This is a genomic window from Caballeronia sp. LjRoot34 (genome assembly GCF_964253815.1).
Lineage (GTDB): Bacteria > Pseudomonadota > Gammaproteobacteria > Burkholderiales > Burkholderiaceae > Caballeronia.
Map to the genome: position 1 here is coordinate 1,964,892 of NZ_CAXUSB020000003.1, position 13,388 is coordinate 1,978,279.

At 60.4% G+C, this 13,388-nt stretch carries 10 protein-coding genes; all 10 read left to right on the top strand.

The window, feature by feature from the left end; genetic code table 11:
• The first annotated feature begins 13 nt into the window (after window positions 1-13).
• The 10 genes from ACSQ36_RS39715 (at window position 14) to ACSQ36_RS39760 (ending at window position 13,164) form a co-directional block, all read left to right on the top strand.
• Window positions 14-2,392 carry an ATP-binding protein gene (locus ACSQ36_RS39715; RefSeq protein ID WP_436186335.1) on the top strand — a complete coding sequence of 793 codons (2,379 nt, stop codon included), beginning with the start codon at window positions 14-16 and terminating at the stop codon, window positions 2,390-2,392.
• A gap of 66 nt (window positions 2,393-2,458) precedes the next feature.
• Entirely contained in the window at window positions 2,459-3,361 is a 903-nt protein-coding gene (locus ACSQ36_RS39720) for a LysR substrate-binding domain-containing protein (protein ID WP_436186336.1), read from the top strand.
• Window positions 3,362-3,541: 180 nt separating this feature from the next.
• Entirely contained in the window at window positions 3,542-4,294 is a 753-nt protein-coding gene (locus ACSQ36_RS39725) for an SDR family NAD(P)-dependent oxidoreductase (protein ID WP_436186337.1), read from the top strand.
• Between the two features lie 17 nt (window positions 4,295-4,311).
• Window positions 4,312-5,301, top strand: coding sequence for a zinc-dependent alcohol dehydrogenase family protein (locus ACSQ36_RS39730; RefSeq protein ID WP_436186338.1), 990 nt, complete (start codon window positions 4,312-4,314; stop codon window positions 5,299-5,301).
• A 640-nt stretch (window positions 5,302-5,941) separates the two neighbouring features.
• Complete coding sequence (locus ACSQ36_RS39735; RefSeq protein WP_436186339.1) at window positions 5,942-6,997, top strand: methyl-accepting chemotaxis protein; 1,056 nt, start codon at window positions 5,942-5,944, stop codon at window positions 6,995-6,997.
• A gap of 242 nt (window positions 6,998-7,239) precedes the next feature.
• Window positions 7,240-8,547 (top strand): MFS transporter, encoded by a 1,308-nt coding sequence (locus ACSQ36_RS39740; protein WP_436186340.1) that lies wholly within the window; start codon window positions 7,240-7,242, stop codon window positions 8,545-8,547.
• 66 nt (window positions 8,548-8,613) lie between these two features.
• On the top strand, window positions 8,614-9,456 hold the full coding sequence (locus tag ACSQ36_RS39745; protein ID WP_436186341.1) for an NAD-dependent epimerase/dehydratase family protein: 843 nt from the start codon (window positions 8,614-8,616) through the stop codon (window positions 9,454-9,456).
• Complete coding sequence (locus ACSQ36_RS39750) at window positions 9,453-10,403, top strand: SMP-30/gluconolactonase/LRE family protein (protein ID WP_436186342.1); 951 nt, start codon at window positions 9,453-9,455, stop codon at window positions 10,401-10,403. Before ACSQ36_RS39745 ends, ACSQ36_RS39750 begins: the two co-directional genes overlap by 4 nt.
• A 205-nt stretch (window positions 10,404-10,608) precedes the next feature.
• Entirely contained in the window at window positions 10,609-11,652 is a 1,044-nt protein-coding gene (locus tag ACSQ36_RS39755; protein ID WP_436186343.1) for a LacI family DNA-binding transcriptional regulator, read from the top strand.
• 336 nt (window positions 11,653-11,988) lie between these two features.
• Window positions 11,989-13,164, top strand: a complete 1,176-nt coding sequence (locus ACSQ36_RS39760) for a porin (protein ID WP_436186344.1) — start codon at window positions 11,989-11,991, stop codon at window positions 13,162-13,164.
• Window positions 13,165-13,388 lie beyond the last annotated feature (224 nt).

Genomic DNA, 13,388 nt, shown 5'->3' on the forward strand with positions numbered 1-13,388 from the left:
ACGCGGTACCGTTATGGCCCTCACGCGATTTTCCACCAGCGGTTCGTCCAAACGGCGGATCCGCAAAATTGTCTTCACCGCAGTGATGCTGGTGCTCGCCGCCCTGAGCTGGTATCCCGGCGGCGCCACGATGTCCGGCGCGCTTGACCGGGTTTTGTTCGATACCGTCACGCGCTTGTTCGCTCATCCCGTGTCGAACAAAGTCGTGGTCGTCAACATTGACGAACCCTCGATGCGAGAGATCGGCGCCGCGGGCCTGGCTGATTCCTACGCACCACTGATCACCCGATTGCACGATGCGGGTAGCGTCGCGCTGGATCTGATGATCACGCCGCGCACGGACACCATCGACCTGACAGACGCGATGGCGAAACACGGCAGGGTCGTATTGCTGGCGTCGGCGGGAACGGATGGGGTAGGCATTGATCTTAAAACGCCATTGCAGGCGGAACTGAAGAAGAACGCGGCAGCGGTGGGTCACGGCGAAGTGACGATGGGCCATTACGGCGTCGTGAGCGGCTTCATTCCGAATCACGCCAACGGTTCGACCCTGGAGCAGCACATCGCTTTGGAAGCGGTCCGGGTAGGCGGCGAGGTCTTGCCGTCCGGCATGCTGGAAAGTTATCTGCGACCTTATGCCCAGTCGGTCAGCCAACACATGACGAACGCCGTGTTGCTGATGCTGCGGGGGATGTCGGACATTCCGCAATATTCCTATGCCGATGTAGTGCGGGGCCGGATTCCCTCGTCGAGCCTTGCCGGTAAGATTGTGTTCGTCGGTCATTCTGTCTGGCGCGGCCAAGGCGTCTTCCAGACGTCGTCACTTGACGCGCAGACCGTGTCGCGCGCGCAACTCGACGCGTTGATTGCTGAATCCCTTGTCAGCGGGAACCTGGCCCGCGAAGTGCCGGGGATTGTAGCGGTACCGTTTTACGTCGCCATGGCGTTGGTCATGGTGCTGATCTGCAGCTTCACTCAGGGCCGGCGAATGCATGCCGCGGCTGTTGCCTGGGGCGCGCTGCTGTTCGCCATCCCGATCGGGCTGCTCGCTCTGTTCCACTATTGCTTAAGTATCGGCCTTTTGCCAATCGTTTGCGTGCTGATTTATGCGTTCCACGCGTGGGATCGGCTTGCCAGGATGGTCGACGTGTTGCGGCGCGAGATCCGCAAATTACGCGCGATCTCGACAGCGATCGGCGCGACGGAGCCCGCTGCGTCGGACTGGATCTCGGGTCTGGAAACCGGCGATTCGCTCAACGATGTCAAAACCGCCATGCGCGAGATCCGGTCGTGGCAGAAGATGTACGTGAACCTGATCAACCGCCTGCCGTGTCCCGTTTTTCTCGCGGTGAATGACCGCGTGACGGTCTGCAATGCGAAAGCGGCCGCGTTGATGGCCGGGTGGGATTCGTCCGCCGGATCCGGCTCGCCCAATCCGGTTGCGTCGCCGATGCTGAGAATCGAGCGATTGGTCAGCGAGTATTCCGTGGCGACGGAATCGACCAGTCACGAGGTCGATCTGGATGGCCGTGAACACATACTGCTATGCGTACCGTACATGTCGTTCAGTCCGGCCGCTGCGGAAGAGCGCGTGCTCCGTTTGATTTGCCTCGTCGACATTTCAGACGTCAAGGACGGCGTGATGCATGACCGGTTGATGTTAAGGCACGTCGCGCACGATCTGCGTAGTCCGCTGACAACCATGCTGGCGCTCATCGAAGAACGCGCGGCGGAAAGTCAGGAAAGCGTGCCGCAAAGCGATCAGCAATTCCTGGCCGATCTACGCCGGCAAGCCGATTATTCGCTGCGGGTGGCGAAAGATTTCATGCAGCTGTCGCGTGCTGAGCAGCTTGACCGGGACGCGTTTTCGCCTATTACACTTTACGACGTGGCCGTTGAAGCGATGGATCAGGTCTGGTCGACGGCGGAGCGCAAGTCAGTCCAGTTGATCGGACCGATTGGGCAGATTGCCGACACGCTCGTGATGGCCAGCAGCGACATGTTGATCCGGGCGGTGGTCAACGTGCTGGACAACGCTGTCAAGTATTCTCCGTCACATACATCGATTCGGATCGGGATATCCAGGGCAGGGCCAGCCTCGTTCGAACTGTATGTGATCGACGAGGGAATCGGCATCTCGGGCGAAGCCATGACGCGAATATTCGAGCCGTTTTTTCAGGTGGAGACCCATCGCGATGTCGCAGACGGCCTGGGACTCGGCTTGGCATTCGTCAAGGCCGTTATCCAGCGACATGGCGGATCTTTGAGCGTGACGAGTGAATCGGGGATGGGCACGGAGTTTCGTATCGTGCTGCCGGCATTCACCGCTGGCGTGTTTGGGGTGGAACCCGACGCAGGAATCGTTGCAAGCGAGGCCGTTCCATGCCTATGAGTCCGGCGCGGCCTCCCCGGGGCCGAGTGTGCGAAGATCGCTCGTCATAGTCAATCGGGGGCCGATATGGATCGTCTGCAAACGATGCAGGTTTACGTACACATCGTTGAAGGGGGCAGCTTTACGCACGCGGCGCAAGCGTTGCAATTGCATCGTCCCGCCGTTTCGAAGGCGGTCCAGCAACTCGAACAGGAACTAGGGATCAGGTTGCTTAATCGCAGCACCCGCAAAGTCAGCACGACGGCCGAGGGAGAGGAGTTCTACAAGCGTTGCCTTGAGGTTCTGGCAAGCGTCAATGATACTTTCGCGAGCTTTTCCCAGCAGAGGGTTCTACCGAAGGGACGTCTGCGCTTTGACGTAGCCGTGACCCTGGCCAAGGCGATCATCATCCCCGCCTTGCCGGCATTTCAGCAGAAGTACCCCCAAATCGATCTCGTGCTCGGCGCGAGTGACCACCCGGTCGATCTGATCAGCGGCGGTGTCGATTGTGCCGTACGGCTCGGTGAGCACAAGGATTCCAGTATCGTGGCACGCAAAATAGGCGCGATCCCAATGGTCACGTGCGGCTCGCCGGCCTATCTTTCCCGCCACGGCGTACCGCACACGCTCGACGATCTTCGCAGGCACAAGGCGGTGAATTTTTTCAGCGGACGTAATCGCAGGGTGATGGAATGGGCGTTCTGTCCTGGCGGGGAAAGCGTCACATTGAAACTCGACAGCGGCATCCAGACCGACGACTCCGAAGCGTTCCTGTCGTGCGGTCTGACAGGTTTCGGTTTGCTGCAGGGGCTTCGGCCGTCCCTTCAGCCCTATATCAGTTCAGGTCAGTTGATCGAGGTCCTGCAGAACGTGGCTACCGTTCCGAAGCCGGTCTCGATCATGTATCCGAGCAGAACGCATCTGCCAACCAAGGTCCGGGTGTTTATCGATTGGTTATCCGAACTAATAGGGCGTCAATATCCTGCCTGAATTGATTGTTATCATTTCAATAACAATCAGTAACGGCTACAGCCGTATATCGTAAGCAATCCACGGTCTACAGTACTTCATCGTCAGATGCCGGCCTCGGGTGACTCCTGCATGAGTTGATTGCATGAGTGGATCGCCCGAGCTGGTCATCCCGTCTCGATTCGATGAAGGAGTGCCACGATGGATCTGCAACTTAACGGTAAGACCGCGCTCGTAACAGGCGCAAGCCAGGGCCTCGGCCGGGCAATTGCCAAAACACTTGCCGCCGAAGGCGTGAAAATATTGGCCACGGCTCGCAATGAAGCGTTGCTCGCGAGCTTGAGTCATGAAATTGTCGAGGCCGGGGGCGTCAAGCCCGAAGTCCTGCTTCAGGACTTTATGGCTGCCGATGCGCCGGAGCGTATTGCCGCCGCGGCGATGTCCCGGTTGGGTCATGTCGATATCCTGGTCAACAACGCGGGCGGCAGCAGACCCATGGACATCGACGCGCCCGAGGAACAATGGGTCGAAGGCATGACGCTGAATTTCGATCGTCATCGCCAGTTGACGCAGAAGTTGCTGCCGCAATTCATCGAGCGTCGTAGCGGCTCGATCCTTAACCTCTCGGGCAATCTCGAACCCGAGGTGGTTAACGCCGCGATGGTGGCCAAGGCAGGGCTGGTCGTATGGGCCAAGGGGCTTTCCGAGCAACTGGGGCAGTACGGCGTCACGGTCAACTGTGTGCAACCGGGCTTGATCGATACTGCGCAGATCCGCCGGCTTTATCCCGGAGATGAGCGCCGCAAGTTCGCCGAGCGCGAGATTGCACTGGGAGACTTTGGTGAACCGCAGGACGTCGCCAATGCGGTGACGTTTCTCGTCTCGCCCCGCGCCCGCTACATTACCGGCACGGTGTTGCTCGTAGACGGCGGTATGCGCCGCTACTCATTCTGAACGGGAGACGAACCACTATGTCCAGAGCGATCCGTTTTCATCGTGTCGGCGGTCCTGAAGTGCTTCAGATTGACGATGTCGAGGTATCGGCACCGAAGGCACACGAGGTCCAGATCCGCGTCAAGGCCATTGGTATCAATCGCGCCGAGGTCATGTACCGAACCGGTCAGTATGTCATCGAGCCGCGTTTCCCAGCGGCTTTGGGATACGAAGCGGCCGGCGTGGTCGAATCGGTGGGCGAGGGCGTTACCAACGTTGCGGTTGGGGATCCGGTGAGTGTGATTCCTGCCTTCTCTTTCGCGGAATATGGCCTGTATGGCGAGTTGGTGAATGCGCCGATGCACGCGGTGGTGAAGAATCCCGCCGGCCTGTCCTTCGAGGAAGCCGCCGCAACCTGGATGATGTTCACCACAGCCTACGGCGCGCTGATTGAAATGGGCGACCTGCAGGCAGGGGACACTGTACTTATCGGGGCGGCGTCCAGCAGCGTTGGACAGGCGGCAATTCAAATCGCCAATATGGTCGGCGCTACGCCGGTTGCGTTGACCCGCAGCAGCCAGAAACGTCAGGCGTTGTTGGACGCAGGAGCGGCGCATGTGCTTGCAGGCAACGATCAGGACCTGCAGGGACAGGTGATGGAAATCAGCCACGGGAAAGGTGCGCGTATCGCCTTTGATCCAGTGGGCGGGCCGGATGTGGCGAACCTTCTCAGGGCTCTCTCCAGGCAAGGTATATTTTTCCAGTATGGCGCCCTCGACACGCGGGACATTTCAGTTCCGGTGATGGACTTGTTGGGCAAGCACTTGACGTTGCGCGGTTACGAATTGTTCGAAATTACCGGCGATCCGCAGAAGCTGGAACGGGCAAAAGAGTTCATCACTCGTGGCTTGTCTGCTGGCGCATTGAGACCCAACATCGACCGCATCTTTGCATTTGAAGAGATCGCCGAGGCGCATCGTTACATGGAGTCGGGCAGCCAGGTCGGGAAGATCATCGTGACGCTCTAGCCGGTCTGCGGACCAGGATCACGGCGCCGCTGATCCGTATCAGGACCGGCGCGGCCTGCCGCCTCATTTCCAGTTGGCCCGGAAATTTGGAGGGGGCCTCCGGGTCAATGCACCGGTCGAGTGCGAGGCGTTCGGCAAGTACCGTTGAACGATGGACATGGGTTGATCAGTGCCATTCGACACGCTCGCCAGGACGCCAGGCCTACGGGAAAGTCCAGATATTGAGGACACCCTTACGTCTAAATCGAGTCCCTATATTTTTTTAGTCTCTCAGGTTCGGTTTCCCCCCGGGCACCGAACCTTTTACGCCGGAGTTCGCTCCGGCGTCTTTTTCACCTCACGATCACCTCACGATACCCAGGCAGTTCCAGCATGCTGGACGGGACGTTCACCTCGGACGGTCTTTCTACGTCGCCGTAACGTGCACGAAATCGCTGATGATTTTGGCGATCAAGAAGAATTACTCGTCTCGCTTTATGCTTAGTCGAGCTAAAGCGTGCAGACACAACCGGACAGGCCCAATTCAATCCACGTTTGGCCCTCAAGTTTGCAGGGGGACATACCGTTAACCCTGATGACTTGTTCGCGCCAAGGGGGAGCCACCTGGCGGCCGCAGCGTAATTCAACGGGATCCATAGACATGTCCATAGTGCCGGAAAAACGCCCTCAACCGTCGGAAGGCGCGGTCATCGCTGAGTTGACCAGCGAAGTGCGCAGGATATCCAGCGATAAAATCGCGGATATCGACCTGATTAACCGGGAGGCGACTTATCTCGCGATCAATGCGCTGATCGAAGCAGCCCGCGCCGGAGAAGCGGGCCGGGGTTTTGCCGTTGTGGCAAATCAGGTGAAGAACGTATCCGCCCGGATCGGACAACTGACCGGCGAACTCGGCAAGGAATTGACCACGCTCAGCGAGCGCATGGTGACCGAGCTGGAGCGACAGCAAGGCCAGCGGCTCACTGACCTTGCACTGAATATGATCGACGTGATCGACCGGAACCTCTACGAGCGGTCGTGCGATGTGCGCTGGTGGGCAACCGATGCAGCGATTGTCGATTGCATGACGGCCAACTCTGCGGCCGCCGCCGAGCATGCATCCAAGCGACTGTCGGTCATCCTCGACAGCTATACCGTCTACCTCGACATCTGGGCGCTGGACCTCCAGGGCCGTGTCATTGCGAACGGGCGATCTTCGCAATTTCCAGTCGCCGGCACAACGAACGCAGCCCAGCAAGAGTGGTTCACCGCGGCGCTTCGTACCCGCTCGGGCGATGATTACGCGGTGGCTAATATCGACACGGTCACGGAGTTGAACGGCGCGCAGGTGGCCACCTATGCGACGGCGGTTCGGCAGGGCGGTGCGAGTGATGGAAAGGTAGTCGGCGTGCTAGCCGTATTTTTCGACTGGGCCAAGCAGGCGTCGGCTGTGGTGAATGGCGTCAGGTTGATCGGCGAAGAACGGGCGCGAACCCGTTGCATGATCGTCGACGGCAGTGGCCGGGTGATTGCCGACTCCGCCAAAGCGGGTCGCGAGGGTGTCCGTTTCGACCTGCCGACGGGTGCCGCAGACACGGGAACCTTCCGTACGACTCGCGGCTCGCTGGTCGGATACGCGCTGACACCGGGCTATGAAACCTATCGCGGCATGGGATGGTTCGGGGTGATTGAGCAGCAGCCAAGTCACGCATCGTAATCGGGAGTCACGGGGGTGGCGCAAGTGGCGCAACTGCGATCCTCACAGAAGCGATGAACGAATGGTCCCAATGTTCTGCGGGTCCGGGATGCCGGTTTAGCTGGGCACAGCGGGTAAACGAGATGGCGACAAGAAAATGATTGCGATAACATCTCAATACCGTACTTAGCACCGAATCCCCGTTATTTTTGACCCAAAATGATAGCGATAACATTCATAAATAAAAACTCGTGGAGACATTGATGAAGACGATAGGAGCCGTTGCGGTTGCCGAAAAATCGGCCATCGGACGATACAGATGGACCATTTGCGCGCTCATGTTTTTTGCGACGACGATCAATTACATGGATCGTCAGATGCTGGGGCTGCTCGCGCCTTTGCTGCAAAAAGACATTGGCTGGAACCAGATCCAGTACGCGCAGACCGTGATGGTATTCACGGTCGCCTATGCGGTGGGCCTCGCCACGTTCGGCCGGATCGCGGACCGCCTCAGCACCAAGAAGGTCTACGGCAGCGCGATGGCGATGTGGAGCCTGGCCGCCATGCTGCACGCGGTGGCAACGACCGTCCCGGGCTTCGCGGCCGTGCGCGGTCTGCTCGGCTTCGGCGAGGCGGCCAACTTCCCGGTCGCCATCCGTACCACGGCTATCTGGTTCCCGAAAAAGGAGCGAGCGCTGGCCACCGGCCTGTGGAACATGGGTGCCACCATCGGTGGGATCGTTGCGCCGGCGTTCGTGCCGATCGCCGCCGTGATGTGGGGCTGGCGCGCGACGTTTGTCGGGGCGGGGGCGGCGGGTTTCGTCTGGCTGGCAGTCTGGCTGCTGGTGTACCGTCCTCCCTCGGAGCATCCGTCGGTATCGAGCGGCGAGCTGGAATACATCAACTCGGATCGGGACGAAGACAGTGTGCAGTCCGTAAGCTGGCTTTCGGTGCTGAAATACCGCGAAACATGGGCGTTCATTCTCGGTAAGTTGCTGACCGATCCCGTGTGGTGGTTCTATTTGTTCTGGCTGCCCAAATGGCTCAATGAATCACGGCATATCGACATCGGTCATCTTGGACTGCCGTTGATCGTCATTTACGCGATGGCATCCGGTGGCAGTGTTGCGGGCGGATGGTTATCGTCGCGCCTGATGAGCCGATCCAATAAGCCCAATGTCGCGCGCAAGGTCACGATGGGCATCTGCGCGGTGTGCGTCTTGCCGATCGCCACGCTCTCGCACTTTCAAAGCCTGTGGTACGCGGTGTTTGCTGTCGGTCTTGCCGCAGCGGCGCATCAGGGGTGGTCCGCGAATCTTGTCACCCTGGTGGGCGACGTGTTTCCGCGCCGGCTGGTGGGCACCGTGATTGGCATTGGCGGCGTGGCGGGCATGATCGGCTCGTTCTTCTACTCGGGCGTGATTGGCGAGACGTTGCAGCGCACCGGCCAGTATTGGGCGCTCTTCGCTGTCGGTGCATCGGCGTATCTGGTCGCGCTCGGCATCATTCATCTGCTGATGCCACGCATGACGCCCGTGAAACTGAGCGAGCAACACGCGAGCGCTGCATGAAAGCTGGCCTCTCGGCAGGCGTTCGCGAATAATCGCGAACCCGTAACGTAACCAGGGAATCACGACATGGCAGACACCCCGCCCGAACAGGGCTCGACCGGCAAACCTTTCCACCGCCTGTTGCTCACCGGCGCCGCCGGCAATCTTGGCCGGCAATTGCGCGGTGCGCTCGCCGCGTGGGCCGACATCGTGCGCGTCAGCGACATCGCGCCGCTTGGCGAGGTAGCGGCGCATGAGGAGGCGTCGGTCGTCGATCTCGCCGACGAGCACGCGGTTCATACCCTGCTCGAAGGCGTCGATGCGGTAATTCATCTCGGCGGCATTTCCGTGGACGCGCCATTCGATGATCTGCTCGAAGCCAATATTCGCGGCCTGTACAACCTGTACTCGGTGGCGCAGAAGCAGGGCGTGAAGCGTATCGTGTACGCCAGTTCGAATCATGCGGTGGGGTTTCATCCGGTGACCTCGGTGGTCGATATCGACGCGCCGTTGCGCCCCGACAGCCTGTACGGCGTGACGAAGTGCTTTGGCGAATCGCTGTCGCGTTATTACTTCGATCGCTTCGGTCTTGAGACGGTGTGCCTGCGGATCGGCTCGTCGTTCGAGCAGCCGAAGAATCCGCGCATGCTTGTCACCTATCTGAGCTATCGCGACTTTATCGAACTGGTGCGTTGCTCGCTGTTCACGAACCGGGTCGGGCACGCGATTGTCTATGGCGTGTCCGACAACCCCAGAAAGTGGGTGGATAACACGAAGGTGGCGTTTCTCGGTTTTCGTCCACAGGACAGTTCGGCGCAGTTCGAGCATCTGTTCCCGGTCACGGCACCGGACTCGAACCTCGATGACCCGGCCCAGCGTTTCCAGGGCGGCCCGTTCGCGCTTGCTCGTCCGATGGAGCCGCAACGGTGAGCGCGGCAGCGGCCGTGCGTGCGGAGCGGATCGAGGGCACCGGGTCCGCGCTGGTCGGCGAAAGTCCGGTATGGCGGAGCGCGGAACAGGCGCTTTATTGGGTCGACATTCCTGCGCAGAAAATCTTGCGTTGGCGTGTCGAGGCGGGTGAACGATCGGAATGGCGGTTGCCGGAGCAAGTCGCCTGTATCGCTTTCGACAGGCGCGGCACCGTGCTGGCTGGTTGCGAAACCGGACTCTTCGCGGTGACGCTGACTGAAAGTGCTATAGACGACGGGGCCGGAGAAAACGCGCCCGACGGTGAACCGCTCCCGGTCACACAGCGTAAGCTTGCTGCACCGGTTTTCCCGCTTGCGGGCATGCGCTTTAACGACGGACGCTGTGATCGCCAGGGGCGCTTCTGGTCCGGCACGATGGTGCAGGACACGGCGGCGGCGAATCCCGCTGGCGCGTTGTATCGATTCGATGAACGAGGCGTACTGTCGGCGCCGGTCGTCAATGAACTGATCGTACAGAACGGTCTCGCATGGTCGCCCGACGGCAGGACGATGTACCTGTCCGATTCGCATTCGTCGCGCCGCGTGATCTGGGCATTCGATTACGACGTCGAGACGGGCGAGCCGCGCAACCGGCGGGTATTCGCCGACTTGCACCATTACACCGGCCGCCCTGATGGCGCTGCGGTGGACGCGCAGGGTTGCTACTGGATTTGCGCGAACGACGCCGGCCTGCTGTTGCGCTTCACGCCGCAAGGCAGGCTCGACCGGCAGATTGCTGTGCCGGCGTCGAAGCCGTCGATGTGCGCATTCGGCGGACGCAATCTGGATACGCTGTTCGTGACTTCGATCCGGCCGGCGCAGGGCGCCACGGAGCACGACGGCCATTTGTTTGCGGTGCGTCCTGGCATTAGCGGTTGTCCGGAACCCGACTATGCTGGCGAGCTATGAAACGATGTACGGCCGGGCAACGCGCCGCACCGCTATGCGAAGCTTCGACGTCGCTTGTACGGCGTCTCGCGTGCGATGCCGGAGGGCGCGTGGCGTGAGGTAGACTCTGGTTCGCGCACAAATCGGAAGAATGGCCCGAGAAGGATGTGTTGTCCTTCTGGCCATTCCTGCGTAACCGCTGTGCAGCCTGTGAATCAGACTATCAATGCCCAACCCAAAAGAGAAAATGGTCCCGCTTGCCGGCAAGCGCTCGCGTGGCGGACCACGGGATATTCGTTTAACCGAAGTCGCGACGCTGGCGCGCGTATCGCCGATGACGGTATCGCGCGCGCTGAACAATCCTGAGGTTGTCGCGTCCGAAACGCTCAAACGTATCCAGCTTGCCGTCCAGCAACTCGGCTATGTGCCGAACCGGCTGGCCGGCAGCCTGTCGTCGTCCAGATCGCGGCTCATCGCGGCAATCGTGCCGACCGTGACGCATTCGCTGTTCGCCACCTCGATTCAAATGTTCAGTACCGCGATGTCGCGCGCGGGCTACCAGGTGTTGTTGGGCCTGAGCGGATACAGCGACGTTGACGAGTGCCAGGTGCTCGATGCGTTGCTGAGCCGGCGCCCGGAAGGATTGCTGCTGATCGGCGTGGCGCGCGGTTCGGCGCTGCGGGCACGGCTGCTGGACGTCGATATCCCCACGGTCGAAACGTGGGGCATGACCGATATGCCAATCGACATGCTGGTCGGCTTCTCGCACTACGACGTCGGTGTGGCCGTCGCGGAGCGTTTTCTGGCGCGCGGCAAGCTTCACCCTGCGATCATATCGGCCAACGACGAGCGCGCGACTGCCCGTCGCGAGGGCTTCATTCAGACCATGGCGCGTCAAGGTATCGGCAACGTCGCGCAGGTCCTCGTCAAGCCGCCCAGCTCGGTGGCGGAGGGACGCAGTTCGCTCGCCACGATTCTCGCGGAGCGCCCGGACGTGGACGCGGTGTTCTGTGGCTCCGATCTCCTTGCGCTCGGGGTGCTGAGCGAGGCGAGAACTCGCGGGCTGGACGTGCCGTCGCGGCTCGCCGTCTGCGGTTTCGGCGATCTGGAGTTCTCGGCCGACCTGGTGCCGGCGCTGACTACGGTCCAGATGGACGGTGGCCGTATCGGCATGACGGCGGCGCGTTGCCTGATCGACCGGCTCGACGGCTCGCCGGCGCGGCCGAAGATCGATATCGGCTTCACGCTGGTCGGACGCGAGACAGCCTGAGGCGGTCGTGCACAACACCCGGTTCGGATGAGGTAGAGGGTCTACCCTTAATTCTTCGCAGAAATGTTTGCGCTATCATTCGACGTCGACGAGGAGCGTAATCAAAGGGTGTTATTTGATCCCAAAAATGTTATCGCTATCATTCGACGCTGATTTTTTGGGGTAACCAGGAATCCTTCGGGCAGCCCGGGAAGTTATCAGCGCGGCGCAGCGTGACGTGGCGGCTCGCCGCCTACACAAAGATTCGATCGATGAACAGATCGTGATTGCGTGGACCACGCGTATCTCGTGGGCCACGCGTTGGCATTTACAAAAACAGGATGAAGGAGACTCGTAATGAAAAAGCACGCAAACATGAAGGCATTTCTGGTCGCTGGCGCGGCGCTCGGTGCAGGCGCGGTCCATGCGCAAAGCAGCATGACCTTGTATGGCGCGTTGGACGACGCGTTTGTCTACTCCAATAACCAGAAGGACCATTCGAACGTGTATCTGCGCCAGGGCAATCTGTATGCGTCGAAGTGGGGTTTGCGCGGCGTGGAGGACCTTGGTGGCGGCACTAGCGTGATCTTCGACTTGCAGAACGGTTTCGATCCGAACTCCGGCGCGCTGTCGTCATCTACGCAGATCTTCAACCGTGAGGCGTTCGTCGGGCTGCAAAACCAGCATTACGGGACGTTCACGATGGGCCGTCAGTACACGCCGTACTACCTGTTCGTCGGGCCGCTTGCGTCGAGCAACTGGCTGACCGGGGCAACCGGCGCGCATCCGGGCGATATCGACGGTCTCGACACGACGATTCGCATCAACAATGCGCTGGTCTATATAACGCCGACCTGGTACGGCGTGCAGGCGAGCGGCATGTACGCCCTCGGCGGGATTGCGGGCAGCACCGGCCGGGGCCAGACGATCAGCGCCGGCATCAAATATGCGTCCGGCCCGATTGGCCTTGCTGCGGGCTACCTGCGCATGGACAACGCGCAACAGACCACGGGCTTCGACCCTGCATCGACCGGCAGTTTCGGCACGTCTTCGCTGAACGCAGGCTATGTGTCGGCGAAGGCGGTCCAGCACGTCGCTGCCGCGGCCAGCTACACGATCGGCGACCTGATGATGGGCGTGACGTACACGAATGTGGAATACGTGGCATCCAGCCAGTCGATTTTCCGCGACACCGCCGTCTTCAACACCTATGCGGCGGTTGCGGCGTATCGCTTCACGCCGGCCATCGATGTGGCGGGCGCGTACTCGTACACGATGGCGTCGAAGGCGAACGGCATCACCAGCGCGGCACGCTATCAGCAGTATTCGCTCAAGGAGGCTTATCACTTGTCGAAGCGCACTTCGCTGTACGCGCTGCAGGCGTATCAGCGCGCGAACGGCCAGACGCTCGGTGCGAATGGCGCGGGCAACATTGTCGACGCTACGCCGTCTGTCGGCGATTCGCAGAACGCCACACCGTCGTCGACGAATTCACAGTTTGTCGGCATGGTGGGGATCGCAGTCCTGTTTTAGCCAGGTGAGGCCGACGAGAATGCGCTCGCGTTCCTCGTCGGCACCGGCACTCGATGTCTTATGGGCAGCAACGACGGGTGCGCATCGCGACTTATTCATCGCATTCCTTATGAACTTATCCGATACCCCTGTCAGTGCCGTCGCGCTGGAATTGTTGCGCCACGTTGCTCGACGGCATGACGGGTCGTCTATTGGAGTGACCGGTGACGATGCGTAATCTTTGG

Bases quoted from the DNA above. Each gene is read 5' to 3' on its own strand.
- ACSQ36_RS39745 (WP_436186341.1), top strand. From the start codon at position 8,614: ATGGCAGACACCCCGCCCGAACAGGGCTCGACCGGCAAACCTTTCCAC.
- ACSQ36_RS39730 (WP_436186338.1), top strand. From the start codon at position 4,312: ATGTCCAGAGCGATCCGTTTTCATCGTGTCGGCGGTCCTGAAGTGCTT.
- ACSQ36_RS39755 (WP_436186343.1), top strand. From the start codon at position 10,609: ATGCCCAACCCAAAAGAGAAAATGGTCCCGCTTGCCGGCAAGCGCTCG.
- ACSQ36_RS39720 (WP_436186336.1), top strand. From the start codon at position 2,459: ATGGATCGTCTGCAAACGATGCAGGTTTACGTACACATCGTTGAAGGG.
- ACSQ36_RS39740 (WP_436186340.1), top strand. From the start codon at position 7,240: ATGAAGACGATAGGAGCCGTTGCGGTTGCCGAAAAATCGGCCATCGGA.
- ACSQ36_RS39760 (WP_436186344.1), top strand. From the start codon at position 11,989: ATGAAAAAGCACGCAAACATGAAGGCATTTCTGGTCGCTGGCGCGGCG.
- ACSQ36_RS39725 (WP_436186337.1), top strand. From the start codon at position 3,542: ATGGATCTGCAACTTAACGGTAAGACCGCGCTCGTAACAGGCGCAAGC.
- ACSQ36_RS39715 (WP_436186335.1), top strand. From the start codon at position 14: ATGGCCCTCACGCGATTTTCCACCAGCGGTTCGTCCAAACGGCGGATC.
- ACSQ36_RS39735 (WP_436186339.1), top strand. From the start codon at position 5,942: ATGTCCATAGTGCCGGAAAAACGCCCTCAACCGTCGGAAGGCGCGGTC.